Raw genomic sequence first — 24,903 nt, 5'->3', positions numbered from 1 at the left:
ATGTATCAACAACTCGTAAGGAAAGAAGTAATGGGGATCTTGGAAAAGGAAGTGGGTACTTTCCTTGATAAGTTCTTAACGCCAATTGAAAAAATATGGCAGCCTTCAGATTACCTTCCGGATCCGTCAAGTGACCAGTTTAAATACGATTTAGAAGAAATTCAGACTTTTGCCCGTGAAATGCCGTATGATCTGTTCGTAACCCTGATCGGTGACTGTATTACGGAAGAAGCTTTGCCTTCTTACGAATCCTGGCTGATGGGTGTGGACGGTATGGATCAGGAAAAGAAAGAACTGGGCTGGGCCAGCTGGATAAGGGCATGGACAGGTGAAGAAAACCGTCACGGTGATCTGTTGAGCAAATATCTTTATCTGTGCGGAAGGGTGAACATGAGGGAAATGGAAATAACCACGCAGTACCTTATTAATGACGGTTTTGATCTGGGGACCAGTATGGACCCGTACAGAAACTTCGTCTATACAAGCTTTCAGGAAACAGCAACCAACATATCCCACAGAAGGGTAGGAACCTTGGCAAAACAGTCAGGGAATACTAAACTGGCTAAAATGTGTGCGGTTATTGCTGCCGATGAAGCAAGGCATGCCAAAGCATACAAGCACTTCGTAGCAAAGATCCTGGAAATCGATCCGTCGGAAATGATCCTGGCATTTGAAGATATGATGCGTAAAAAGATTGTTATGCCTGCTCACATGATGAGACAGTCCGGACAGAAAGCCGGAGAGCTTTGGGGCCATTTCTCAGATGCTGCACAGCGATGCATGGTGTATACAGGGCAGGATTATATCAACATTATGAAGGACCTTCTGGACGAATGGAAGATTGAGCATGTAAAAGGCCTGAACGAAAAAGCTGAGAAAGCTCAGGAATATTTAATGAAGCTGCCTTCAAGGCTTCAGAAGATTACAGACAGGATTTCAACACCGGATCTTCAGTTCCACTTCAATTGGGTGAAAAGCTGATCTGATTTTGTTGGTTAGATCATAAAAGTAAAAGTGTTGGGTTTTCCGGCACTTTTTTTATTTGTATCTTTGCCTCTTCAAAAATATATTCAAAATGATGAATAATAAAAAAATTGCGGTGGATTTTGACGGGACTATTGTTGATGATGGCTATCCCGCAATCGGTAAACCGAAAACTTTCGCTTTTGAAACATTGAGAAGGCTGCAGGCTGAAGGCTACAGGCTTATTCTCTGGACGTACCGTCATGGGAAAACCCTGGACGAGGCAGTAGAATTCTGTAAGAAAAACGGCATTGAATTTTATGCCGTCAACTCCAGCTTTGAAGGGGAGGTCTTTGATTCGGAAAAGCAGTCCAGAAAACTGGATGCAGACTGGTTCATCGATGACCGGAACCTTGGCGGATTTCCGGGTTGGGGCGAGATCTACAATATTATTCAGGAAAGAATAGAATTCCGTGTGGAAGGCAAAGAAGTCCTGGCCTATTCAAAACTTAAAAAAGAAAAGAAAAAAGGATTATTCTGGTAGAGTAAAAGAATTGGAAGTCAGGGATCAGGAATCAGCTCTGATTCAGCTTCTGATTTAAACAACGGCCGGAATACAACAGATGCTTGGAATTGAACTTAAAATATCCATAAAGTTCTGACCTGATATCCGGCATCTGATCTCTAACATCTATAAATAAAATGATTCAGTTAAAAACAATAGAAGAACTTCGTCTGATGAAGCAGAGTGCCCAGCTGGTGTCCAGGACACTGGGAATGCTGGCGAAAGAAATCAAACCGGGGATTACCACACTCCATTTGGATAAGCTGGCGCACGATTTCATCAAGGATCACGGTGCCGAGCCCGCTTTCCTGGGATACGGCGGCTTTCCGTATTCCCTGTGTATTTCACCGAACGAGCAGGTGGTCCACGGTTTCCCGAATAAGGAAGAAATCAAAGAAGGCGATGTGCTTTCTGTGGATTGCGGAGCTGTGCTGAACGGCTTTGTAGGAGACCATGCCTATACGTTCGAAATCGGTGAAGTAAAGCCGGAAACCCAAAAGCTGCTGAAAGTTGCCAAAGAATCTTTATACAAAGGGATCGGGCAGTGTGTAAGAGGCAAAAGGATCGGCGATATTTCCCATGCGATCCAGAGCCATTGTGAAAAAGAAGGATACGGAGTGGTAAAAGAACTGGTAGGCCATGGCGTAGGAAGAAAAATGCACGAAGATCCGCAGGTTCCCAACTACGGCAGACAGGGAAGCGGAAAAGTAATCAAAGACGGACTGACGATTGCTATTGAACCGATGATCAACCTCGGAACTGAAAAAGTAAAGTTCCATAATGACGGCTGGACAGTGACGACACTTGACAACCAGCCTTCTGCCCATTTTGAGCATGATGTGGCGGTAATCAACGGCAAACCGGTACTGCTTTCTACGTTTCAGTATATTTACGATGCTTTGGGTATTGTGAGTGACGAAGAAAAAGCGTTTCAACTGGATTTTTAATGAAAAAAGCCGCAAAACTTTTACTGAATACCATCCCGCGCCCGATGCTGATTAAACTGAGCATCTGGGCACGGCCGCTGATTTACCAGTTTTTTAAAGGGGATACATTTCAGGATCCCATCGATGGCAGATCCTACCGGAAATTTCTGCCGTACGGCTATGGAAACCCGCGCGAGAATGCCCTGTCCCCGGGAACGCTGAGCCTGGAGCGGCACCGGCAGATGTGGCTCTACCTTCAGAACGAAACCGATTTTTTCATTAAAAACCATAAAGTCCTGCATATTGCTCCCGAACAGGAATTTTTAAGGAAATTCAAAAGAATGAGGAACCTGGATTATATTTCAGCGGATTTATTTTCGCCGATTGTCGATGTAAAAGCTGATATCCTGGATCTTCCTTTTGCAGATGAAAGCTTCGATATCATTTTCTGCAACCATGTATTGGAGCATATTGAAGATGACGCAAAAGCCATGGGTGAACTGTACCGCGTCTTAAGGCCGGGAGGCTGGGGGATTCTGCAGGTGCCGATGAAAAATACGCTGGAAAAGACTTACGAGGATTTCACCATCAAAGATCCCAAAGAAAGACAGAAGCATTTCGGGCAGTATGACCACGTACGCTGGTACGGAATGGATTATTTCGACCGGTTAAGGAAAGCTGGTTTTGAAGTGGAACCTAATTTCTATTCCCAAAACTTTTCAGAAGAAGAAATTAAAAAATACGGACTGCGGAAAAATGAAATTCTTCCGGTAGTCTATAAAAAATAATGAAAAAGTGCCCGGGCGTCCGGGCATTTTTTACATATACCTTTGTATTTATTCTTTGATAAACGGAAACACTGATCATTTTCTGTCACTAAAATACATCATCCTTTCCGTACATTGCCAAGGTCAATATTCATTTTAACCGTTTCCTATACTTTTGTAAAATCAGGAAAAGGATAGTATCCTGATTTTAATGTGAAACGGCTTTTAATCCTATAACGGAACCGATTAATGTGATAATAAAGAAAATCCGCCAGAAGCTTACCGGGTCTTTAAAGAAGAAAATCCCCATCAATACAGTCCCTACGGCACCGATTCCCGTCCACACCGCATAAGCAGTGCCTATCGGTAAGGTTTGTGTAGCCTTGATCAGCAAGAGCATGCTGATGGTTAGTGAAACAAGGAAACCCCCGAACCAAAGATACATGGCTGTTCCGGAAGTTTCTTTTACTTTCCCCAGGCATGACGCAAACGCCACTTCAAATAATCCCGCAATCACTAAGATAATCCAATTCATATTTTTAATTCCTGCTGCAAATTTCAGGATTTAAAAATAAATACTAAAGGGTAACTGCCCATAAAATTGCTTTTTAAACGGTACCATAAAAACCAGTCATCTTATGCATTATGCAGTCGATCTGCAGGTCACTATTTTGAATTCATTATATTTTTCATTAAATTGTAAGAGTAAACGTTTAACCAAAAATGAGATATTGTCCTGTCCGCCGGATTATTTTATATGAAATATGCATGATTACTAAACGTATGATTTTAAATAATTTGATGATTTACAGGTATTTGTATCGTTTAACCACAAGCTTTGAAAAATCGCCAAACTACATTTATTTTTGGTATGTACCAAATTATGCATCTATTGTTTTAATACGGGTAATAAAATATTTTTGCTGAAAACTAAAGAATGAAACGAGCTTCCATAAAAGATATAGCCAGGATTGCAGAAGTTTCTGTGGCTACTGTGTCCTATGTTCTCAACAGAAAAGAAGGGAGCCGCATCAGTGAAGCCACCAGAAAAAAAGTATTTGAAGTGGCGGAAAATATCAGTTATACCCCCAATAAGATAGCACGGAGCCTGAAAATGAGCAAAAGCAAGCTGATCGGGTTAATTGTAGCCGATATCTCCAATGATTTTTATTCCAATATTGCACGGAATATTGAAGACGAAGCAATGAAACTCGGATATACGCTTCTGATCGGGAGCTGCGACGAAAATCCTGAAAAGTTCAGGAAACTTACAGAACTATTCTCTGAACAGCAGGTTGACGGGATGATCATTGCGCCGGTGGTGGATTCTGATGAAGCCATTAATAAGCTGATCCGGGAAGAGTATCCGGTAGTGACCATAGACCGGTACCTGAAAAATGTAAGCCTGCCCGGAGTGATGATCAACAATTCCGAAATTTCAGAATACATCTGTGACCATCTCGTCAAAAGGAAATTTGATGAAATAATTTATGTAGGCTATGATACGGAACTCCCGCATCTGCTGGACCGGCAGGATGGCTTTGACCAGCGGATATCGGAATCCGGGATTTCCGCCAAAAGGATTTTAATCGGGATCCACACCATTGCAGAAGAGATTCCGGTAAAACTGAAAGACAATATTGATCTTTCAAAAAGAACGGCGATCTATTTTTCCAGCAACAAATTAGGCATTGCCGGGCTCCGGTATCTTATTGACAGCAATATTAAAGTTCCGGAAGACCTCTCGGTCGTGGCCTTTGATGAAACCGAAGCGTATTATCTTTTCCCTACCGAAATAAGTTTTGTGCAGCAGCCCTTAACGGATATGGCGAAAGAATCGGTCAACCTTCTGGACAGCCAGATCAGTAATTATACGCCGGACGGGAAAAGGGTAACGCTGAACGCCCGGTTTATGGAACGGGGTTCGGTAAAGTAAAATAAGCAGTAATAAATCTAAAGATAAATTGATGACAGATAAAAAACCATATATCGTATGTTTCGGCGAAGTGCTCTGGGACATTTTCCCGGCGGGATCGAGAGCGGGCGGAGCGCCGTTCAACGTAGCCTATCACGTCCATAAAATGGGCATCGACGTAAAAATGCTCAGCCGGGTAGGAGATGATGAATTGGGAAAACAGTTAACGGACCAAATCAGCAACTGGGGGATCACTACGGATTTTATCCAGGTGGACCACGAACATCCTACCAGTACGGTTACCGCAAAGATCGATGAGCACAACGAAGCTTCCTATGAGATCATCAACCACGTCGCCTGGGATTATATCGGTTATCAAAAGGAGCATAATGAACTGGTTGCAGAAGCGGAAGCATTTGTTTTCGGAAGCCTTTCGGCAAGAAACGAACCCACAAGAAATACCCTGTTTAAGCTTCTGGAAGCAGCGAAGCTTAAGATTTTTGATGTTAATTTCAGGCCGCCGTTTATCGATGCCGAATTAATTAAAACCCTGCTGCACAAATCAGATATCGTCAAGATGAATAAAGCGGAACTGAGACAGATCCTTGAGCTGACCGGCCGGGAATACACCAGCGAAGAAGAAGGCGTGGCATTCCTCAGGAATCATTTTGATATCCGTGAAGTGGTACTGACAAAGGGAAGCAAAGGAGCCGGATATTTTACAGGAGAAGAAAACTACAGCTGTCCCGCAGTTCCGATTACGGTTGCCGATACAGTGGGAAGCGGGGATTCCTTCCTTTCAGGTTTTATTTCAAAAAGGATTAAGCATGAAAGTCCGGAAGAAGTTATCAAACAGGCGGCTGCTTTGGGTGCGTGGGTGACATCAAAATCCGGAGCCTGCCCGGATTATGAGCTTTCAGAGTTTGAACAGTTCAAAGACCGTCACTTTTAATTATATGCCAAACAGCAGGGCGAGCACGGATTTAGCGTCTGTTTATTTTACATAACCTTTCAAAGCTTATTTTTAAATGTTCTTCCTCTTTTGGGATATATTTTATGAGATGTATTTGGGCACGCTTTCAATTGATTCTTTATGGCAGGTTCAGGCCGCTGCATCTTCAACCTGAAAGCCTTTTTTCGGGAATAGGCGCAAAGACCGGATTGTTTTACTAACTTTGCAGCTCATAATATAGTTTTTATGCACAAAGCAGGATTTGTAAATATTGTCGGAAAGCCGAACGCCGGAAAATCTACCTTGTTAAACCAGTTGATGGGGGAGAAACTGGCTATTGTTACCCAGAAGGCACAGACAACACGCCACAGGATTTTTGGAATTTATAATGAAGAAGATCTGCAGATCGTATTTTCAGACACCCCTGGTGTTCTGGACCCAAAATACGGTTTACAGGAAAAAATGATGGATTTTGTAAAGGATTCCCTACAGGATGCAGATGTTTTCCTGTTCATCGTAGATGTTACCGATAAAGCGGAGCCTTCGGAATTTCTTATTGAGAAACTGAATAAAATCCCGGTTCCGGTCCTGCTCCTGCTGAACAAAGTAGACCAGACCAACCAGGAAGGCCTGGAGAAATTGGTGGAATTATGGCATGAAAGGATTCCGAAAGCGGAAATCCTGCCTATTTCTGCCTTAAATGCATTTAATACAGATATCATTCTGCCTAAATTAAAGTCGATGCTTCCTGAAAATCCGCCTTATTATGATAAAGACCAGTATACGGACAAGCCGGAAAGGTTTTTCGTTAACGAAGCCATCCGCGAGAAAATCCTTCTGAACTATGAAAAGGAAATCCCGTATTCTGTAGAGGTGGTGACCGAGCAGTTCAAGGAAAAAGAAGGCATCATCTTTATTGATTCTATTATTTACGTAGAAAGGGATACGCAGAAAGGCATTATCATTGGGCATAAAGGGGAAGCCATTAAAAAAGTAGGAACCGAATCGAGGTTGGACCTGGAGAAATTCTTCAACAAAAAAATTCACTTAAACCTGTTTGTAAAAGTGAAAAAAGACTGGCGGAAAAATGACAGGGACCTTAAGAATTTCGGGTACCGATAGACTAAATAGGGCAGAACAGCCGTTATATTAAAAGATTTTTCGTTATCTTTAATCAAATTTTAACTGAATGAATTCTTTAAACGCTGCACATTCCGATTCTCTTGTAAAAGATATTGTTTTATTGGTGGTGAGGGTATTTATTGGTTTTGCCATGCTGTCTCACGGATTCCCGAAACTTCAGATGCTGATTGAAGGCGGCAAGCCTGAGTTTTTTGACTTCCTGGGAATGGGGCCTCAGGTTTCGCTGGGACTTACCGTGTTTGCAGAGTTTGCCTGTTCTATTCTGCTGATCTTAGGTTTGTTCTCAAGAGTAGCTTTGGGATTCCTGATCTTTACCATGGCAGTAGCCGGATTCATTGTTCATTCATCAGATCCTTTTGAAAAACAGGAAATGAGCCTTATTTATCTGGCGGTGTACCTGATGCTGATGGTGTTCGGGGCCGGCAAGATTTCAGTAGATCATATGATCGAGAAAAGGAAAAGAGCCAGCGACTGGTAATTCGCCTGAAATATAAATAGAAGCAGTAAGGAAACTTACTGCTTTTTTTATGCTGGAATTCTAAAATTAAAGGAAGTGGGCAAAACTGCCTTGGCAGTACATTACCAGGAAAATAAAACCCCATAAAAGATAAAATAATTCATTAAATTCGTAGGAAAGACAGGATAAAAGAAGAGAAGACAAGACAAGAGAAGAAAAAAAACATAATATTATAATACAATGAAGATCAAACTAACCATCTGCCTGTTGGCGTTCCTTAATTTTTACGAAGCCCAGGAAAATATTGCCTATCAGAAGCCATCTCCGGAGATCCTTAAGCTGGCGGATTATGAAAGGCCGCCAAGTGTGCTCATGAACAGCAAAAAAGACTGGATTGTTTTCACCTACCGTCCGACTTACAAGACGCTGGAAGACCTCAGCCAGCAGGAAATGAAACTGGGCGGATTAAGGATCAATCCGGTAACCAACATTTCAAGTACGGCTACGTATTCCAATAATCTGAAGGTCAGAAAACTTAATGATAAAACTGAAGTCCAGGTTAAGAATCTGCCTGCTAACCCTAAAATTACCTATACTTCATTTTCACCCGATGAAAAGAAACTGGCTTTTACCAACACTACCGGTAAAGGAGTCGAATTATGGATTGTAGATCTGGAAACCGCAGCTGCAAAGAAAATAACCCCGGACAACCTGAATGCAAACCTGGGAATCCCGTATGTCTGGAACAAGGATTCTAAAAATATTTTAATCAAAACCCTTCCACAGAACAGGCCGGCCTTAACGGATCCGGCCAAAGATCTTCCAACAGGCCCGATTGTTTCTACGGCAGACGGGAAAGTATCGCAGAACCGGACTTATCAGGACCTGCTTAAAAACCCGCAGGATGAAAAGAATTTTGAAATCCTTACCGCTTCCGATATTTATAATGTAGATACAGACGGAAACCTGAAAAAGGTAAAAGATCAGGACATGTATACCGGACTGAGCTATTCGCCGGACGGGAACTACCTGATGGCAACTACCCTCAAAAAACCCTTTTCATACATCGTTCCCCTGAACAGGTTCCCTATGACCACTACCGTGTATGACGGCAATGGAAATGTGGTAAAAGTAGTGAATGAAACCCCGCTGAATGAAATCATGCCGAAAGGTTTTTCATCGGTAAGAACCGGGAAAAGAGAGATGGGATGGAGAAGCGACCTTCCTGCAACCTTAGTGTACGCAGAAGCTCTGGATGGCGGTGACCAGTCCAAAACAGCGGATTTCAGGGATGAGGTTTTTACCTGGGAAGCTCCGTTTGCAGCTGCACCCAGATCATTCTTTAAAACCAGGCAGCGGTATGAAGGGACAAGCTGGACCAATGACCATTATGCAATTGTTTCCGAAGGCTGGTACGATACCAGAAATACGAAATCTTATCTTGTCGACCTGAATAACGGAGCATCAAAAGTAATCGATGACCGGAATTACCAGGATGTGTACAGTGACCCGGGAAACTTCAATACCACTAAAAACCAGTACGGAAGATATGTAGTGGATATGAAAGGAGGGAAGTCTTACCTGATAGGGGTGGGCTTTACCAAAGAAGGGCAGCACCCTTTTATTGATGAAATGAATGTAAACACCCTGAAGAAAAAAAGACTCTATACGTCCAATGTTAAAAATGCCAAAGAAGAAATCATTGATATTTTAGACCCTTCAAAAGGGGAGATTTTAATAACCCGGCAGTCTTCAGGCCTGTATCCCAATTATTTCAGGAAAAACATTAAAACGGACAAAGCAGAAGCCGTTACGAATTTTGCCAATCCTTTTGAAAGTATTAAAGACGTATATAAGGAAGTTATTACGTATAAAAGGAGTGACGGCGTAACGCTTACGGGAACCCTTTACCTGCCGGCCGGCTATGACCGGAAAAACAAAACCGAAAAGCTACCGCTGCTGATCTGGGCCTATCCTACGGAATATAAAGATAAAAATACCGCGGGCCAGAGTACCCAGAACCCGAATGACTTTACTTTTCCGTATTACGGATCTTTCGTATACTGGACGGCTAAAGGCTATGCCGTTCTGGATGATGCTGCTTTCCCGATCATCGGGGAAGGAAAAACAGAACCGAATGATACCTTTATCCCACAGCTTGTCGCCAATGCGGAAGCGGCCATTAATGCGGTAGACAGGTTAGGATACATTGACAGAAAGAAAGTAGCGGTAGGAGGACATTCTTACGGTGCGTTTATGACTGCAAACCTGCTGACGCATTCCAAATTGTTCGCATGCGGAATTGCCAGAAGCGGTGCGTATAACAGAACCCTGACGCCGTTCGGTTTCCAGAGCGAGCAGCGGAACTATTGGGATGTGCCGGAAATATACAATACCATGTCCCCATTTATGAATGCCGATAAAATGAAAACCCCACTGCTGCTGATCCACGGGGATGCCGATAACAACCCGGGAACCTTTACCCTGCAGACAGAAAGGTATTTCCAGGCACTCAAAAATCTTGGGGCTCCTGTAAAAATGGTGCTCTTGCCTAAAGAAGCGCACGGATATGCCGCAAAAGAAAATATCCTGCACCTGCTTTGGGAACAGGACCGGTTCCTGGAAAAATGCCTGAAAAATTAAATAATGATCAGTAAAAAACCCGCCTGAAGCGGGTTTTTTATTGTCGTATAGCATGTATTTCTTGGGACAGGTTTCTAGATTAGATTAATCGGCTTATAATATGCTTTGTAATCTGCCCGAAGCCTGTCAGAATTTCAGTTTTTTCATTTTAAAAAACAGATGCCTGTACAACGGGTATACATGAAGCTTTTTCATGGTTGAAATCTGCCGGTGCTTCTTGGTCGGGTTCAGCGGAATGAGGGCTAAATGGGTATCAACATTTTTCAGGATACTGCTGTAAATCTTGTGGAAATATTTGTCCCGGTCTTTTCTTCTGGTCGAGAGTAAAAGATTCAACAGATACCTGTTGTTAAAAGGAGAAATCACGGTATTGTACACATTGGAAACTGATTTGGAGGCTCCCGCCCAGTTGGGCATTTTGTGTTCCCAATAAATGGAATCCAGGAGATATATGTATTGGTTACGGGTTTCAAGCCATTCTTTTACCGCATTTTTCTCATAAGGACCATCTTTAATTCCTAAAATATAGCATAGCTCGCCTAAAGAAAGATTTTCAGGCAGGGGATCATAGAAGTTCCTGGCAACTTCACTGATATTCCCGTTGATGAGGTAACGGTCCGGGAAATGCTCATTCATAAGAAGGGACATTTTGCGGCCCTTTTCATCATCTTTCCATATCACAGATGCATCATTACCGGATAAATGAATGGATGATACATCGTAATCAATAACTTTTAAGCCTTTTGAAAAATGACCGGTGATCTGCCCGGCTATTTTAACATCCTGCCTGCCGTCTTCCGTCTGATGGTTCAGGACATAATAAACGGCCTTATCAGCATTTTTTAAGGAGGCTGCGAACAGGACCCTGGAATCCCAGCCGGCCGTAACCGCAATACTTATATCTTTTCTGGAAGCCATGCTTGCGATGGAACCTTCCAGGACAGCCAGTGCCTCTTTTGCCACCTCATCAGCAGGCAATACCGGCAAAGCCTTCATCGGATAAAACCGGATGTACTTTTTATCATTGATATGATAATAAAAATTAGGAATCAGCTTATCAATATTCTTGAAAGGCGTTTTCCGGAAGATATTTATTTTCCGGTCAATAATATACTGCGGGGCATCGCTATGATAGGAATCATCCCCGGAAAGATAAGTGATCATGTTCGGCTGTGCACTGATAAAAAGCCTGTTGTCTGTATTTGAAATATAGGTTTCCAGCTGGCCGGAAGCATCATTGAAGACATACACATGATCGTTTTCAAAAAAAAGGAAAATAAAAAAGCCGGTCAGCTTGTTTATTTTTTCAATTTTCTTTTCCAGGCTCAGGCCTGTCAGCTGTTCTGCAATTTCCTTATTCATAAACTGCGTATTTTCATAGTCAAAACACTCGCCGAAGAAAATAAGGTCATTATTAATTACCAGATGTTCGCGGTTTGATGGATGGATACCGATACTGAGGCCTTTATGAAAAAAGATTTCCCCATGGTTAATAGGGAAATCCAATTGCTGATTACTTATAATGTACTGAAAAGGAGAAATGTGCATTACTTACTTTTTAACGATTTTCCCCGTAAAATTAGTGTTTTTTCCTGCAATCTTGCATAAATAAGTTCCTGATGTTAAAAAATTTAAATTCACGTTTTCCTCGTTCCGGTTACCGTCCATTGCGATGTCTTTAATTTTTGAACCCCGTATATCATACAATGAAAGCAGAAGTTTCTCATTCGGGGTATCCCTGAAATTTATTCTGATCTGGCCGTCTGTAGGATTGGGCGAAATCGTGATCTGGTTACTGGTTAAAACTGTTGTACTTTGTGCTTTTTGGCCTTTCATTTCCGCAATTTCCTGTCTGAGCAGTTTAATTTCTTCAGACATCTGCGCCAGCGACTGCGAATATTCACTTGCCACCCTGCTGTAGACTGATTCTTTGATGATCTCCATCATACTGTCCCTTTGAATATACTGCAGGTATTCTTCTCCGTCTGCCACTACAAAATATTCAAATTTTTCGGTACGGGGCAGCTTTTGAAAACGTACGGTACCGATGCTGTTCAGGTTGGCAGTCGGGGAGCTTGTGTTAATTCCTACAAAGTTGCCGTCATCATAAACCTGGCTGCAGATTGCTGAAGAACCGTCGCTTTTCAGGATATAATTCGGGGTGTTACACAGGATGGAAGATGATCCGCCGTTTCCTCCGAAAGAAGAGACCGGTTTCAGGTAAACATTTCCCGAAGCGTCAGCGGTCAACACGTTGGTTCCCGCTGCAGAGGCAGGTAATCCTTCAAACCTCAGGTTTCCTAAAGTATGAAGTTTCGCAGTCGGAGAATTTGTGTTGACTCCTACAAAATTGCCGTCATCATAAATCTGGCTGCATATGGCTGAAGAACCGTCACTTTTCAGGATATAATTCGGGGTGTTACACAGGATGGAGGAACCTCCGTTTCCGCCAAAAGAAGAGACCGGTTTTAAAAAAACGTTTCCTGAACCGTCAGTAGTTAATACATTGGTTCCTGATGAAGAGGCAGATAATCCTTCAAACCTCAGGTTTCCCAGGGTATGAAGCTTTGCAGTCGGGCTGGCAGTACCGATTCCGATATTGTTGTTTCCTGCCATGGTCATAATCCGGGTATAGGCGTTATTCCATACAAATAAAGGCCTGTTGGTAATGGAGATGGCCTGTCCGTCTGACCCGTTGCCCCACGGATAGTCGGATCCGTTTGGTGCATTTAAGTTGATGTTGTTCCTGGCTTCGGCAGAAAACGCGACCAGCGGGCTGCTGCCGTTATCCAGGCTTGACGGGATGGAAGCCTGAATTCCGAATGTGGTTCTGTTGTCAGAAGACCTTCTGGCCCAAAGCTGGGGGACAAACTGTCCGTTGTAGTTGGTGGCATTCGTGATTTCCAGCCTGTCATTGGCATTATCGGAGACACCGAATGAGGCTACCCTTTCGGCCTGGCCATTTAATGCTGTTGCAGTGTGGGGAAATGGAACCTGGGCTTGAGCATAATTGAAACTCAATACTAATACTCCGAGAGTAAGTAAGACTTTTTTCATGGTTATTAATTATTTGTTTGTTAGAAAAATATGATATTAAATATATATTCAATCAGCTTAATATTTATAAATATTACAGGCTAAATGGATTTTGTTTAATTTTTCAACAATGCTAATGTATGCAGAAAATTTCAATAAAAAAATATTTTTTCAATAATTAATGAAATATTTCACTGTCAGCATGTTTTTATTGCCTGATAAAAAAGCCGGAAAATTTGAACTAAGGATTCACCGGATGTCATAGTGTGTTGAAATTTAAAAATGTCAGAAATCATCATCAATAACTTTTAAAAATTAAGGAAGATCAGGCAATTCCTGTCAGTTTTAAAAAAATCTTCATTTATCTTTGCAGAAAGATGTAATTATACCATGCAGGAAATACAATTCAGAAATGCAGATTTTGAAGACTTGCCTAAAATCGTAGAAATTTACAATTCAACCGTCCCGTCAAGAATGGTGACTGCCGATACGGAACCTGTTTCTGTAGAGAGCAGGGTGCAGTGGTTCCGGGAGCACAACGCTGAAACGCGCCCGCTCTGGATTGTTGAAGACAAACAGGATAATACGCTGGGCTGGGTAAGCTTTTCTTCGTTTTACGGACGTCCTGCTTATAACGGGACTGTGGAAGTCAGTATTTACATGGATGAAAGCTGCCGCGGAAAAGGATTAGGCAGGCAGGTACTCGGATACTGTATTGGCAATGCCGGGAAATTTGGTGTGAAAACACTGCTGGGATTCATCTTTTTACACAATGAGCCAAGCTTAAAACTGTTCAGCCATTTCGGGTTTGAAGCATGGGGTACGTTTCCTGATGTAGCGGTGCTGGATGGGGTAGAGCGCACGCTGGTTATCTTAGGAAAGAGGATAGGATGAGTGATGAGTACCTGACAAATCCACATAAAAATAACTGATGTCAGATTTTCTGATCCGTTATTTTTTGGAGCTTAATCCCGCTTTCACTACTCGCTTTTTTACGCCTTTCTTTCTGCCACTGCGGTAAAAAGAGCTCAGACATGCCGTTCAATCGGGGCTGAGATTAGGGTACCGTGATAGGTATTTTCGTATCGGAGGTTTTAAATAAAGATAATAAGAAAATACTGGTGTACAGAAGCGGGCTTGAACTTTACAGAAAAAAATAAGCGGTCTTTTGTGACCGCCTTTTCAATTATATATTCTGCGTAATTCTTTTTGCAGACAGGTTCAGAAACCGTTTGACCAGCATCACGGCAGAAATGGTAAGGCCCAGCCCTAATGCGATCCACATCCCGAAAGCGCCCATATTCAGGGTAACACACAAGAAATAACCCAGAGGGATGGTGATGAGCCAGTAGGCAATAAAAGTATAAATGGAAGGGATCTTCACATCCTGTAAGCCTCTCAATGTTCCCAGCGCCGTTACCTGGATCCCGTCAGACAGCTGGAATAAAGCGGCAATAATCATCAGTTTCGAGGCCAGGGTAATCACTTCAACCTCCTCTTTTTTCGTAAAGAAAGCAGGGAGGATATTGCGCCCGATGATAAAAAGCAGTCCGCAGATGCACATAAAAATGAAAGCAATTTTCAGGTTGTTGATCCCTACTTTTCTCAGTTCCGTAAAGTTTCTCTCGCCCAGTTTCCTGCCGATCATCACCGTAGAAGCCACACTGAACCCGATGCATAAATTAAAGGTAAAGGAAGCCATGCTTAAAGCAATCTGGTGGGAGGCAATATCGTGGGCCGAGATCAGTCCGCATATAAATGCGGCTCCTGCGAATGCCGTTACTTCAAAAAACATCTGCAGTGCCGTAGGCAGTCCCAAACGGATCATCTTCTCAAACATCTGTTTTGAAAAAACCGCTACTTTCAATGAAAAATCTTTAATATACTGCCTCGTTTTCTTTTCATGTAAAAGGACAAAATACAGGAAGATTACCATAAAAACCCTGGCGATCAGACCTGCCAGCGCCGAGCCCTTTACGCCCATTTCCGGGAATCCGAAGAGGCCTTTGATAAAAACATAATTCAGTACAATATTAATGATGTTGGCAATAATAGTAGCTTTGGTCACACCAATCGTATAAGATAATCCTTCCGAAACTTCCCTGAGGGTCTGAAAGGCCATAAACGGAACAATGCTGATGGCCATGATCGTTAAGAAATCAACCGTATCAGGAATGATTTTCGCAGGCTGCCCGGAATGGTAGAGCAGGGGCATGGCCAGAAGCAGGATTCCCATCAGCAGGATCCCGACGGTCATATTGATGATGAACCCGTGACTGAAAACCGAGTTGATGGTTTTATGGTCCTGTTTTGAATGGGCTTCTGATACCAGCGGCGGAATGGCAAATGAAAATCCCAAAGCCAGCACGAATATGGAAAAAAATACCGCATTTCCCAATGAAACGGAAGCCAGGGCATCTGCTCCCAGTAATCTCCCGACAATGATATTGTCAAAAAGGTTTACCGATACCTGGCCGACCTGGGTCAGCATCACGGGAAGCGCCAGCGTAAGGCATTCTTTGGTATAGTTTTTATGTAAAAATCTCATAACAGTTTATTGTTCAGTTTTTCTTTTTTGATTGTATTGGATTAAAAACAACATGTCAGCGAGGGCTAAGACCAGTTTTGGTATTACAATGAATTAAATCATTAAAGATATAATGATTGAACGTAATCCCGATCCGTTTTACATTACCGGTTTTTTAATTATGCATAACACAAAAAAAATTGCAGTAATCAGTGATACTGCAATTTTTATAATTTATTAAAGTAATAATTACATTATTTATTTCCTTACAAAACTTGCGACATCATCGGCAGAAACAGTATTTCCTCCTAAAATAATCAGCCTTTCCACCACATTTCTCAATTCTCTGACATTTCCGGTCCAGGAAAGTGCTTTCAATGATTCAACCGCTTTATCATCGAATTTTTTTACAGCCGTACCGTGCTCATCAGCAATTACTCCGGAGAAATGATCTACCAGCAAGGCAATATCTTCTTTTCTTTCATCCAGGGAAGGTACATAGATTTCAATAACAGAAAGCCTGTGGTAAAGGTCTTCCCTGAATCTTCCGGCTTCAATTTCCTTCTGCATATTTTTGTTGGTAGCTGCAAGCACCCTTACATCCACTTTAATTTCTTTATCGCTTCCTACAGGGGAAACTTTGCTTTCCTGTAAAGCCCTTAATACTTTTGCCTGGGCAATCAAACTCATATCACCAATCTCGTCAAGGAATATCGTGCCTCCGTTGGCCTGTTCAAATTTTCCCTGCTTATCCTTAATGGCTCCTGTAAAAGACCCTTTTACGTGTCCGAACAATTCAGATTCAATCAGCTCTGAAGGGATCGCAGCACAGTTAACCTCAATCATCGGGCCTCTTGCGCGGTCGCTCTGGTTATGGATGGCATGGGCTACCAGTTCTTTTCCTGCACCGTTCGGGCCTGTAATCAAAACCCTTGCATCGGAAGCCGCAACTTTTTCAATCATATCCTGGATTTTCTTCAAACCTGCCGATTCGCCGATCATCTGGTATTTTTTATTGACCTTTTTTTTCAGGGTCTTGTTTTCCGTCTGAAGGTTTTTGTTTTCTTTTTTCAGGTGCTCTTTAGCCAGCGCATTTTTTACGCTCGTAATCAGTCTGTTGATATCGATAGGCTTAGAGATAAAATCATAGGCACCGTCCCTCAGGCAGGAAACCGCAGAATCAATATCCGCATGGCCTGAAATCATAATGAAAGTAGATTCCGGTTTTAAAGCCAAACTCTGTTTCAGAAGCTCGGTCCCCGAAACTTTAGGCATTTTAATATCAGAAATTACCAGGGCAAAATCTTCTTTTTCTATTTGTTTGTAGCCTTCAAGGCCATCTTCAGCGATGATAAATTCGTATTCAGTAAGTTCGTCGGATAGGATACTTTGGAGTACTCCTGAAATTGCTTTTTCGTCTTCTACAATAAGGATTTTTTGCATAGTTGCAAATTTAGATTTTTTGATTGAATTATTAGCAAAAACTATACCTAAATGATTCTATTTTGAATAATCCCGCTGCCCGAAAATAGCGGATCCTACACGCACTGAATTGGCACCACATTCAACCGCAACAGGGAAATCGTCACTCATTCCCATGGACAATGTTTCAAGGGGTTTAAGCTGACAAAATTCGTCAAAAAGATGTTTTAATGTAAGGAACTCATTTCTTAACTGTTCTTTATCGTCCGTAAAAGTAGCCATGCCCATCAGTCCTGTGATTTCAATGTTTGAAAATTCATCCTGAAGGTACTTGCTGAAAATCTCCCTTGCTTCGGCAGGTTCCAGCCCGAATTTGCTTTCCTCTTCAGCAATTTTTACCTGAAGTAACAGCTTAATCGTCCGGTTGTGCTTCGCTGCTTCCTTACTGATCTCCCTGACCAGCTTTTCAGAATCCACACTTTGGATGGTGTCCACAAATTCAGCAATATACTTTACTTTATTTGTCTGCAGATGCCCGATGATATGCCACTGGATATCTTTGGGAAGAAGCGGATGTTTCTCCGTAAGTTCCTGCACCTTGTTTTCGCCGAAAATCCTTTGTCCGAGATCATATACGTCCTGGATCGCTGAAACGGGGTGTGTTTTTGAGACGGCAACCAGCTGTACATGTTCCGGCAGCTGTTTTTTTATATCATTGTAATTTTCCTGAATATTCATAAGGCAAATTTCTGAAATTTAAAGCATAAAACAATAATACTGGATCTGGAATATATATTTATCAGGGCTGACCAACAATTTCTTTCAGGTAAAGCGCGTTTTTAACCGCTGCCGTACCCCAGGTGTTATTGAAAAAAACAAAGGCTTGGTGATCGCCTGTTCTGATTTTTTCAGCCAGGCGCCCAATGAACTCATCACTGTATTCTGATTTGTAGAGAACAGGAGTTCCGTGCAGCCTGTAATATAAAATTCCGGGATGATTCACCACCACATCTTCAGGAAGGTTACCGGGGAAACTTACGCCTGAAAAAACAATCTGGTGGTCTTTAAAAAGATTAAGAATTTCATCCCGCCACCAGGATTCATGGCGAAATTCGATAACATTGAGATAATTGAAATCGAGATTATTAACAATCAAATCAATATTTTCGGGCGTGTTCTTAAATGAAGGCGGAAACTGGTACAGGAATCCGGAGAGTTTTTCTTTCAGGTGTTCCTGAATATGAAGGCAGAACTCCGAAATTTCTTCCCTGCAGCCTTCAAGTCTTTTCTCATGGGAGATGGTTTTGGGGATTTTGATGAAAAACCGGAAATCATCAGGCGTTTCCCCGGTCCATTTCAGGAGCGTTTTAGCCGTTGGTTTTCTGTAAAAGGTAGAATTGATTTCCACGCAGTTGAACGCCTGGGAATATAATGTCAGGAAGTCTTTGTTTTTGGCATCTTCCGGATACAGTGATCCTTTCCAGTCGCTATTGTAAAAACCTGAACATCCGATATACAAATTTTCCTTTTCCATGATTTTATTTGCTTAGGTTAACGGAATTCAGCCGCAGAGAATTCAGAATCACCGACAGGGAACTGAAGCTCATGGCCGCTGCCGCGATCATCGGGGACAGTAAAATTCCGAAAAAAGGATACAATAAGCCTGCCGCAACCGGCATGCCCAATACATTGTAAATGAAAGCAAAGAACAGGTTTTCCCTGATATTCTTCAGGAGCTTTTCACTTAAAAGCCGTGCTTTCGCAATGCCGGAAAGGTCACCTTTCAACAGGGTAATTTCCGAACTTTCGATGGCCACGCCGGTTCCGGTTCCCATCGCAATACCGATATTGGCCTGGGCCAAAGCAGGGGAGTCGTTGATTCCGTCACCGGTCATTGCCACAATTTTTCCTTCCTGCTGCAGCCTTTTGACCTCATTTAACTTGTCTTCAGGAAGGCAGTTCGCTTTAAAATTCCTGATTCCCAGTTCATCTGCGACTGCTTTTGCCGTATGTTCATTATCTCCGGTCAGCATGATGACTTCAATGCCTTCGTCGAAAAGCCGCTTAACGGCCTTTTTAGAGCTTTCCTTGATCTTATCGGTAAAGCTGATAAAGCCCAGTACTTCATTTCCCTGCGCTACATATGAAATGGTATGGGCTTTTGACTGGATTTCAACTGCTTTCTTTTTTAAATTCTCAGGAATGGAGATATGATAGACCGTCAACATGCTTTCATTGCCCAGATAAACCGTTTCTTCACCGATGTTTCCTTTTATTCCTTTTCCGGAAATGTTTTCAAAACCTTCTGTTTTTAACGGGGGAATATTTTCATCCTGTGCTTTTCTGATCACGGCGCCCGACAGAGGGTGTTCTGAGTTCCGGTTTAATGAAAATGCCAGCTGCAGGATCAGAGCGCGGTCTTCCTGAACGGTTTCAATATGCTCTACGGAAGGCTTTCCTTCGGTCAGGGTTCCGGTCTTATCGGTAATCAAAACATTTACCTTGTTCATCTGTTCAAGTGCTTCCGCATTTTTGATGAGGATGCCGTTTTTGGCTCCTTTACCGATTCCCACCATTAGAGACATCGGAGTAGCCAGACCTAATGCACACGGGCAGGCAACAATTAATACGGCAACGGCATTTACAAAAGCAAACAGGCTTCTTTTGCCTTCAGGACCGAAAAACTGCCAGATGATAAAGGTGGCTGCAGCAGTTAAAATAACCGCAGGGACAAATATTTTTGCTACTTTATCCGTGAGTTTCTGGATCGGGGCTTTGCTCCGGCTCGCTTCATTGACCAGCCTGATAATCTGGGAAAGTAAGGTTTCATCGCCTACTTTTTCAGCTTTCATGATAAACACCTGATTGCCGTTGATGGTTCCCGCCGAAACCTTATTATTGATACTTTTCTCAACAGGTACCGGTTCGCCTGTAATCATGCTTTCGTCCACATTGGAAGTCCCTTCCGTAATATGCCCGTCCACCGGAATTTTTTCACCCGGTTTTACTTTTAATAAATCACCGGCTTTTACCTGGGTGATCAGTACTTTTTTTTCTTCCCCGTTAATCAGGAGGGTTGCTTCATCAGGGGATAAATTCATGAGTTCACGGATGGCGTTCCCTGTTTTTTTATGGGCAAGGGCTTCCATCAACTGGCCCAGAATCACCAGGGTTAAAATTACACAGACCGCCTCGAAATACAACGGGACCCCGTGATTATGCCCCCTGATTTCATGCGGAATCATATCCGGGAAAGCAAGCGCAGCGATACTGAAAATAAACGCGGCAGCCACTCCTAAAATGATCAAACTGAACATGTTCAGGTTCATAGTCTTGAAAGATACCCAGCCCCTTCTGATCAGGAACCAGCCTGAATAAAACAAAACGGGAAGCGTTAAAACCAGTTCAAAAAGCCCCTGCAGCTCATGTGAAAACGGGAAATCCAGCATCATCCCGCCCATTGAAAGAATAAAAACAGGAACGGTAAAAACCAGTGAAACGATGAACTTTTTTCTTAAGATCTGATATGTTTCGTCTTCATCTTCATTTTTATCAGGCATCCTTACCAGATCCATCCCGCAGACAGGGCAGTCCCCGGGTTCATGTATAATGATTTCGGGGTGCATCGGGCAGGTATAGGTTGCCGTCTTCTTTTCCGGGTATTTTACCAGGTCCATCCCGCATACCGGGCATCCTACATTGCTGTCGTAAACTCTGTCGCCTTCACAATACATCGGGCAATAGTATTTCCCGGCCATTTCATCGGTAACTTTAGGAGCTTCGTGATGATGGCTATGATGGGCATGGGCATGGGTTTCCGCGTTTTTAACCAGCTCTTCCGTAATCGGTTCCAGGTGCATATGGCAAACCGGACAGTCACCTTTTTCTTCATATACTTTGTCCTTTTCACAAAACATCGGGCAGTAATAGCTGCCGATATGGTCTTTGAAATTTTCAGGGAGATGGGCTGATGAGTAAGCAGGTTGGTAATTAGGGTCCTGTGTGTGTTTTTCTTCAACGGGCACCAGGTACATGTTGCAGACCGGGCATCTTTCCCCCTGCCGGAAATACACTTTATCACCTTCGCATTCCATCGGGCAGTAATAAACGGAAGAGGGGGAAATACGGTCCTGCGGTTTTACAAAAGAAGTCTGCCCAGGATGGGCCGGATCTTCAAGTTTATAATTCCCGATTTCTTCCAGAGCTTTATTTAAAACAGCTAATTCAGTTGTTTTATCAGAAGTAATGGTCGCTGTATGGTTATCTAAGTCAATATCTGCTGTTACGCCTTCTATGCTGTTCAGTCTTTCGGAAATTTTCTTCCGGCATCCCGAACAGATCATTCCGAGGATTTTATATTGTTGCTGCATGATCAGTCCTTTTAAATTTACAGTACAAATTTCCGGAATACAAATGGAAACGTGTTATAAATTTAAGGATAATGATTATAAAATTAGGCCGGACGGCAATCAAATTAAACCTGATCCAGCGGTTTCCTGTGACGGATTTTCAGTTTTTTAAATTCGGTAGGGGTAAAGCCGGTGCTGCTGCGGAACTGGGAAGAGAGATGCTGCACGCTTTTATAACCCAGTTTTCCGGCAATTTCCGTCAGCGTGGATTCATTATACAGAAGAAGCTCCTTTACTTTTTCGATTTTCTGAAGGATAAAAAACTGTTCCAGGGTCATCGTCTCATTATGCGAAAATGTTTTGGAAAGCGAGCTGTAGTCTTTATGGAGTGCTGCGCTTAAAAATTCGGATAAAAGAAAATTTTCATTGATGTCCAGCCCGCTGATTTTTGTGATGATCAGGGTCTTGATTTTTTCAGTCAGCTGACGGGCAGAATCCCTGATCCTTTCAAACCCGGTTGCCTCCAGATGTTTTTCGACAGTGCGGAGGTCTTCATCTGAAACACCGGATTCTGTTTCCACTTCGCCCAGGGAAATGGATTTAACTTTAATTCCGGTTTTCTCAAAAATATCCGAAACAGCAGAAATGCATCTCCCGCACACCATATTTTTTATAAAAATTGTCATAAAGTGTTCTGATTGCTCAGCCGGTCTTTTACAAACTCAACTTTTGTTTTTCCATGCGGCGCAGGGTTTCCGTCTTCATCGAGGTTAACCATCACAATTCTGTCAACGGTAATAATGGTCTGGTGGGTCATCTTGTTTCGGACATCACACCGTAAGGTAAGGGAAGTGGAGCCGAATGCCGAAACCTCAATGCCGATTTCTATGATATCGCCCTGTTTGGCAGAGCTTACAAAATTGATCTCTGAAATAAATTTGGTCACCACTTTTTTGTTCTCCAACTGAATCACGGCATACAAAGCAGCTTCTTCATCAATCCATTGAAGCAGCCTTCCTCCGAAGAGTGACTGGTTGGGATTTAAATCTTCAGGTTTTACCCATTTTCTGGTGTGATAATTCATAATCTTATAATTTTGAAGCACAAATTTAAGGTTAAAAACTGACATGTCCTGTTCATGTGGATTGACTTAATAAAAAAGCATTATTTACAAAGGCAGTTGCCTGATCGGAATATTTAGATTGCTCTTTTAAAAAGTATTACAATATCTAAAATTATACTTTCAATGTTATGAATTTTTGATGTTTACCTGATTGGATTTAATTAAAAATTAACATTCATGTGGGTTTTTTAACAGATAATTCATCATAATTAATAGTTTTTAGTGAAATAACAATCTAATTGAAAAATTTACTTAAAATTTCTGAAAAAAAATTTTGATATGAAATTAATAGTTGTATCTTGCACCTGTCTTATATCTGGAATCAATATTTGTTCATTCTATATGTTGTTTTTCTTTTATAAACCAAATCATTTTTAACATTTTTAATTTTTTTATTCAGATGAACATTTTTGTTTCAAACATCAACTACGCAACTAAAGATTATGAGTTGCAGGATTTATTTTCAGAATTTGGAGAAGTTTCTTCAGTAAAAATCATTACAGACAAAGAGACAGGTCGTTCAAGAGGTTTCGGTTTTGTTGAAATGGAAGATGCTGAAGGGCAGCAGGCTATTGAAGCTCTTAATCAAAAAGAATTCAACGGAAAAACACTTAATGTTTCAGAAGCTAAGCCAAGAGAAGAGAAGCCGAGAAGGCCTTTCGGAAGTGGTGGTGGTAACGCTGGCGGTGGTAACAGAGGCGGAAGCGGCGGTTACGGCGGTGGCGGAAACAGAGGTGGAAGCGGTAGCGGTGGTTACGGCGGAAGCAGCAACAGAGGTGGAAGCGGCGGTTACGGCGGCGGTGGAGACCGTGGCGGAAACGGCGGTGGAAAACGTTGGTAAAAATATAGGCGGCTTCAGTTTGAAGCCGCTTTTTTTATGCACAGACCAAATAAATCTTCCCGTTACTTATTTTTCTTCTTCTTTTTATCTTTTTCTTTACTTTTTACTTTCTTTTTATCCTTTGTTTTTTTCGGGTTCAGGATTTCATCTGCATATTCAAAAGTCGGTTCTTTTATTTCTTCCGGACTGATGACGGCAATGCCAATGCCCAGTTCTTTTATATCATCCTGAGAAACCATATGCTCATTTATTAAAAGTTCCAGAACCTCTTTTCCGGAATTGCTGAAAAAACGGTCTGCAAGTTCCTGTAATAAAAACTTCCGGTATTCTTCAAACGGTACAACTGCAGTATATCTGAAAATCCGTCCTTCTTTTGCAGTAGACAGATAACCTTTCTCAACCAGTATTTTCAGATAGGTAGAAACGGTGTTCTGGTGGGGCTTAGGTTCCGGATGCTGGTCCATAATGTCCTTTAAATAAAATGAATGAAGCTTCCATAACAGCCTCATCAGGTTTTCTTCAGCAGATGTGAGATGATTTATTTTCATATGAGATCCTTACGGTTGAAATTGTATATGGCAATAAAGATAGATAAAAGATACCATAAAAGCAATTACAGCGCCCATTATCACCTCTTTCGGGGTGTGCCTTCCTACAATAACCCTAGTAATCCCGACTAAAACTGCGATACCGAGCCAGGCAATTCCCAATACCGTATTCAGCGCAAAAAATAAAGCGGCAACCAATACGTTAAATGCCGTATGCATGGAACTTTTGATGAAGTAATTGCTGAGCTGCATGACCAGAAGCAGAATCAAAATAAAGATCATGATCAGATCAACATGCCCTTTTCTGAAATAGTCAAAAGCAATGTAAGCGATGACACATGCTGCGATGAAGAAATACAGGGAAATCCGCTGAACGCGGTTGGATACATCCATATTGGTATACCGGCCGGTTTTTACGTTCCATACCAGCCAGATAACCACAGGGATTATGATGATCAGCAGTATCGGAACAAAATAGGTCAGGGAATCATGTAAAGAATAAGATTTGATGCTCATGTAGAAGAAAAAGAGTACCAAAGAGACCAAAGGATTGAAGAAATCTGATATGATTTTTGAAGTTTTATAAACAAACGGGGGGTATTTTTCCTGCATAACTAAGTTTGATCCTGTAAATATAATATTATAAGTAAAAAACAATGGGTGTAAATACAATAAAAACAAAGTTTTTTTTATAATTTTGCTTAACTATTTCATATATAAATAAGC

23 protein-coding genes are annotated in these 24,903 nt (G+C 42.0%); 11 read left to right on the top strand and 12 right to left on the bottom strand.

Features of this window, described 5'->3' with window-relative positions; all coding sequences use genetic code 11:
* The 4 genes from SD427_RS10585 (at window position 1) to SD427_RS10570 (ending at window position 3,242) form a co-directional block, all read left to right on the top strand.
* Window positions 1-981 (top strand): acyl-ACP desaturase, encoded by a 981-nt coding sequence (locus SD427_RS10585; protein WP_320557762.1) that lies wholly within the window; start codon window positions 1-3, stop codon window positions 979-981.
* Between the two features lie 94 nt (window positions 982-1,075).
* Window positions 1,076-1,507, top strand: a complete 432-nt coding sequence (locus SD427_RS10580; RefSeq protein WP_320557761.1) for a BT0820 family HAD-type phosphatase — start codon at window positions 1,076-1,078, stop codon at window positions 1,505-1,507.
* Window positions 1,508-1,665: 158 nt separating this feature from the next.
* The gene (gene map, locus SD427_RS10575) at window positions 1,666-2,475 is read left to right on the top strand and encodes a type I methionyl aminopeptidase (protein ID WP_320557760.1); all 810 of its coding nucleotides are present in this window, start codon (window positions 1,666-1,668) and stop codon (window positions 2,473-2,475) included.
* A complete protein-coding gene (locus SD427_RS10570; protein WP_320557759.1) occupies window positions 2,475-3,242 on the top strand; it encodes a class I SAM-dependent methyltransferase in 768 nt (255 codons plus the stop codon). Before map ends, SD427_RS10570 begins: the two co-directional genes overlap by 1 nt.
* Window positions 3,243-3,429: 187 nt before the next feature.
* On the opposite strand, the gene SD427_RS10565 is transcribed toward SD427_RS10570, so the two are convergent.
* Complete coding sequence (locus SD427_RS10565; RefSeq protein WP_320557758.1) at window positions 3,430-3,756, bottom strand: multidrug efflux SMR transporter; 327 nt, start codon at window positions 3,754-3,756, stop codon at window positions 3,430-3,432.
* Window positions 3,757-4,158: 402 nt separating this feature from the next.
* On the opposite strand from SD427_RS10565, the gene SD427_RS10560 reads away from it, so the two are divergent.
* From SD427_RS10560 to SD427_RS10540, 5 genes are all read left to right on the top strand, one after another.
* Window positions 4,159-5,157, top strand: a complete 999-nt coding sequence (locus SD427_RS10560) for a LacI family DNA-binding transcriptional regulator (RefSeq protein WP_320557757.1) — start codon at window positions 4,159-4,161, stop codon at window positions 5,155-5,157.
* A gap of 31 nt (window positions 5,158-5,188) precedes the next feature.
* On the top strand, window positions 5,189-6,088 hold the full coding sequence (locus tag SD427_RS10555) for a carbohydrate kinase (protein ID WP_320557756.1): 900 nt from the start codon (window positions 5,189-5,191) through the stop codon (window positions 6,086-6,088).
* 246 nt (window positions 6,089-6,334) lie between these two features.
* Window positions 6,335-7,210: a GTPase Era gene (gene era, locus SD427_RS10550; RefSeq protein ID WP_320557755.1), complete on the top strand. Its 876-nt coding sequence runs from the start codon at window positions 6,335-6,337 to the stop codon at window positions 7,208-7,210.
* 67 nt (window positions 7,211-7,277) lie between these two features.
* Window positions 7,278-7,709, top strand: a complete 432-nt coding sequence (locus tag SD427_RS10545) for a DoxX family protein (protein WP_320557754.1) — start codon at window positions 7,278-7,280, stop codon at window positions 7,707-7,709.
* A gap of 219 nt (window positions 7,710-7,928) precedes the next feature.
* Window positions 7,929-10,331 carry a S9 family peptidase gene (locus SD427_RS10540; protein WP_320557753.1) on the top strand — a complete coding sequence of 801 codons (2,403 nt, stop codon included), beginning with the start codon at window positions 7,929-7,931 and terminating at the stop codon, window positions 10,329-10,331.
* Between the two features lie 126 nt (window positions 10,332-10,457).
* Here the strand turns inward: SD427_RS10540 and SD427_RS10535 are convergent, their stop codons facing one another.
* Together SD427_RS10535 and SD427_RS10530 are read right to left on the bottom strand one after the other, a co-directional pair.
* On the bottom strand, window positions 10,458-11,879 hold the full coding sequence (locus tag SD427_RS10535; protein WP_320557752.1) for a hypothetical protein: 1,422 nt from the start codon (window positions 11,877-11,879) through the stop codon (window positions 10,458-10,460).
* A 3-nt stretch (window positions 11,880-11,882) separates the two neighbouring features.
* On the bottom strand, window positions 11,883-13,388 hold the full coding sequence (locus SD427_RS10530) for a T9SS type A sorting domain-containing protein (protein ID WP_320557751.1): 1,506 nt from the start codon (window positions 13,386-13,388) through the stop codon (window positions 11,883-11,885).
* Window positions 13,389-13,757: 369 nt separating this feature from the next.
* On the opposite strand from SD427_RS10530, the gene SD427_RS10525 reads away from it, so the two are divergent.
* Window positions 13,758-14,261, top strand: coding sequence for an N-acetyltransferase family protein (locus SD427_RS10525; protein ID WP_320557750.1), 504 nt, complete (start codon window positions 13,758-13,760; stop codon window positions 14,259-14,261).
* Between the two features lie 292 nt (window positions 14,262-14,553).
* Here the strand turns inward: SD427_RS10525 and SD427_RS10520 are convergent, their stop codons facing one another.
* From SD427_RS10520 to SD427_RS10490, 7 genes are all read right to left on the bottom strand, one after another.
* The gene (locus SD427_RS10520; protein ID WP_320557749.1) at window positions 14,554-15,915 is read right to left on the bottom strand and encodes an MATE family efflux transporter; all 1,362 of its coding nucleotides are present in this window, start codon (window positions 15,913-15,915) and stop codon (window positions 14,554-14,556) included.
* 237 nt (window positions 15,916-16,152) lie between these two features.
* Complete coding sequence (locus SD427_RS10515) at window positions 16,153-17,337, bottom strand: sigma-54 dependent transcriptional regulator (protein WP_320557748.1); 1,185 nt, start codon at window positions 17,335-17,337, stop codon at window positions 16,153-16,155.
* A gap of 57 nt (window positions 17,338-17,394) precedes the next feature.
* Window positions 17,395-18,054 carry a YggS family pyridoxal phosphate-dependent enzyme gene (locus SD427_RS10510; RefSeq protein ID WP_320557747.1) on the bottom strand — a complete coding sequence of 220 codons (660 nt, stop codon included), beginning with the start codon at window positions 18,052-18,054 and terminating at the stop codon, window positions 17,395-17,397.
* Window positions 18,055-18,115: 61 nt separating this feature from the next.
* Window positions 18,116-18,850 carry a DUF72 domain-containing protein gene (locus SD427_RS10505; protein WP_320557746.1) on the bottom strand — a complete coding sequence of 245 codons (735 nt, stop codon included), beginning with the start codon at window positions 18,848-18,850 and terminating at the stop codon, window positions 18,116-18,118.
* Window positions 18,851-18,854: 4 nt separating this feature from the next.
* Window positions 18,855-21,686 carry a heavy metal translocating P-type ATPase gene (locus tag SD427_RS10500; RefSeq protein WP_320557745.1) on the bottom strand — a complete coding sequence of 944 codons (2,832 nt, stop codon included), beginning with the start codon at window positions 21,684-21,686 and terminating at the stop codon, window positions 18,855-18,857.
* A gap of 104 nt (window positions 21,687-21,790) precedes the next feature.
* A complete protein-coding gene (locus tag SD427_RS10495) occupies window positions 21,791-22,351 on the bottom strand; it encodes an AraC family transcriptional regulator (protein WP_320557744.1) in 561 nt (186 codons plus the stop codon).
* Window positions 22,348-22,749 carry an acyl-CoA thioesterase gene (locus SD427_RS10490; protein ID WP_320557743.1) on the bottom strand — a complete coding sequence of 134 codons (402 nt, stop codon included), beginning with the start codon at window positions 22,747-22,749 and terminating at the stop codon, window positions 22,348-22,350. The genes SD427_RS10495 and SD427_RS10490 overlap by 4 nt, the downstream gene beginning before the upstream one ends.
* Before the next feature lie 439 nt (window positions 22,750-23,188).
* Here SD427_RS10490 and SD427_RS10485 point away from each other — a divergent pair, with 439 nt between their 5' ends.
* Window positions 23,189-23,629 carry an RNA-binding protein gene (locus SD427_RS10485; protein ID WP_320557742.1) on the top strand — a complete coding sequence of 147 codons (441 nt, stop codon included), beginning with the start codon at window positions 23,189-23,191 and terminating at the stop codon, window positions 23,627-23,629.
* Between the two features lie 62 nt (window positions 23,630-23,691).
* Here SD427_RS10485 and SD427_RS10480 read toward each other — a convergent pair whose 3' ends face one another.
* Together SD427_RS10480 and SD427_RS10475 are read right to left on the bottom strand one after the other, a co-directional pair.
* Window positions 23,692-24,177 (bottom strand): BlaI/MecI/CopY family transcriptional regulator, encoded by a 486-nt coding sequence (locus SD427_RS10480; protein ID WP_320557741.1) that lies wholly within the window; start codon window positions 24,175-24,177, stop codon window positions 23,692-23,694.
* Between the two features lie 9 nt (window positions 24,178-24,186).
* Window positions 24,187-24,789 carry a phosphatase PAP2 family protein gene (locus tag SD427_RS10475; RefSeq protein WP_320557740.1) on the bottom strand — a complete coding sequence of 201 codons (603 nt, stop codon included), beginning with the start codon at window positions 24,787-24,789 and terminating at the stop codon, window positions 24,187-24,189.
* Window positions 24,790-24,903: the final 114 nt, after the last annotated feature.

The sequence above is a fragment of the Chryseobacterium sp. JJR-5R genome, assembly GCF_034047335.1.
In the GTDB taxonomy this organism is placed as follows: domain Bacteria; phylum Bacteroidota; class Bacteroidia; order Flavobacteriales; family Weeksellaceae; genus Chryseobacterium.
This window is presented reverse-complemented; position numbering and strand designations above follow the sequence as displayed.

Bases quoted from the DNA above. Each gene is read 5' to 3' on its own strand.
- SD427_RS10585 (WP_320557762.1), top strand. From the start codon at position 1: ATGTATCAACAACTCGTAAGGAAAGAAGTAATGGGGATCTTGGAAAAG.
- SD427_RS10580 (WP_320557761.1), top strand. From the start codon at position 1,076: ATGATGAATAATAAAAAAATTGCGGTGGATTTTGACGGGACTATTGTT.
- map (WP_320557760.1), top strand. From the start codon at position 1,666: ATGATTCAGTTAAAAACAATAGAAGAACTTCGTCTGATGAAGCAGAGT.
- SD427_RS10570 (WP_320557759.1), top strand. From the start codon at position 2,475: ATGAAAAAAGCCGCAAAACTTTTACTGAATACCATCCCGCGCCCGATG.
- SD427_RS10565 (WP_320557758.1), bottom strand. From the start codon at position 3,756: ATGAATTGGATTATCTTAGTGATTGCGGGATTATTTGAAGTGGCGTTT.
- SD427_RS10560 (WP_320557757.1), top strand. From the start codon at position 4,159: ATGAAACGAGCTTCCATAAAAGATATAGCCAGGATTGCAGAAGTTTCT.
- SD427_RS10555 (WP_320557756.1), top strand. From the start codon at position 5,189: ATGACAGATAAAAAACCATATATCGTATGTTTCGGCGAAGTGCTCTGG.
- era (WP_320557755.1), top strand. From the start codon at position 6,335: ATGCACAAAGCAGGATTTGTAAATATTGTCGGAAAGCCGAACGCCGGA.
- SD427_RS10545 (WP_320557754.1), top strand. From the start codon at position 7,278: ATGAATTCTTTAAACGCTGCACATTCCGATTCTCTTGTAAAAGATATT.
- SD427_RS10540 (WP_320557753.1), top strand. From the start codon at position 7,929: ATGAAGATCAAACTAACCATCTGCCTGTTGGCGTTCCTTAATTTTTAC.
- SD427_RS10535 (WP_320557752.1), bottom strand. From the start codon at position 11,879: ATGCACATTTCTCCTTTTCAGTACATTATAAGTAATCAGCAATTGGAT.
- SD427_RS10530 (WP_320557751.1), bottom strand. From the start codon at position 13,388: ATGAAAAAAGTCTTACTTACTCTCGGAGTATTAGTATTGAGTTTCAAT.
- SD427_RS10525 (WP_320557750.1), top strand. From the start codon at position 13,758: ATGCAGGAAATACAATTCAGAAATGCAGATTTTGAAGACTTGCCTAAA.
- SD427_RS10520 (WP_320557749.1), bottom strand. From the start codon at position 15,915: ATGAGATTTTTACATAAAAACTATACCAAAGAATGCCTTACGCTGGCG.
- SD427_RS10515 (WP_320557748.1), bottom strand. From the start codon at position 17,337: ATGCAAAAAATCCTTATTGTAGAAGACGAAAAAGCAATTTCAGGAGTA.
- SD427_RS10510 (WP_320557747.1), bottom strand. From the start codon at position 18,054: ATGAATATTCAGGAAAATTACAATGATATAAAAAAACAGCTGCCGGAA.
- SD427_RS10505 (WP_320557746.1), bottom strand. From the start codon at position 18,850: ATGGAAAAGGAAAATTTGTATATCGGATGTTCAGGTTTTTACAATAGC.
- SD427_RS10500 (WP_320557745.1), bottom strand. From the start codon at position 21,686: ATGCAGCAACAATATAAAATCCTCGGAATGATCTGTTCGGGATGCCGG.
- SD427_RS10495 (WP_320557744.1), bottom strand. From the start codon at position 22,351: ATGACAATTTTTATAAAAAATATGGTGTGCGGGAGATGCATTTCTGCT.
- SD427_RS10490 (WP_320557743.1), bottom strand. From the start codon at position 22,749: ATGAATTATCACACCAGAAAATGGGTAAAACCTGAAGATTTAAATCCC.
- SD427_RS10485 (WP_320557742.1), top strand. From the start codon at position 23,189: ATGAACATTTTTGTTTCAAACATCAACTACGCAACTAAAGATTATGAG.
- SD427_RS10480 (WP_320557741.1), bottom strand. From the start codon at position 24,177: ATGAAAATAAATCATCTCACATCTGCTGAAGAAAACCTGATGAGGCTG.
- SD427_RS10475 (WP_320557740.1), bottom strand. From the start codon at position 24,789: ATGCAGGAAAAATACCCCCCGTTTGTTTATAAAACTTCAAAAATCATA.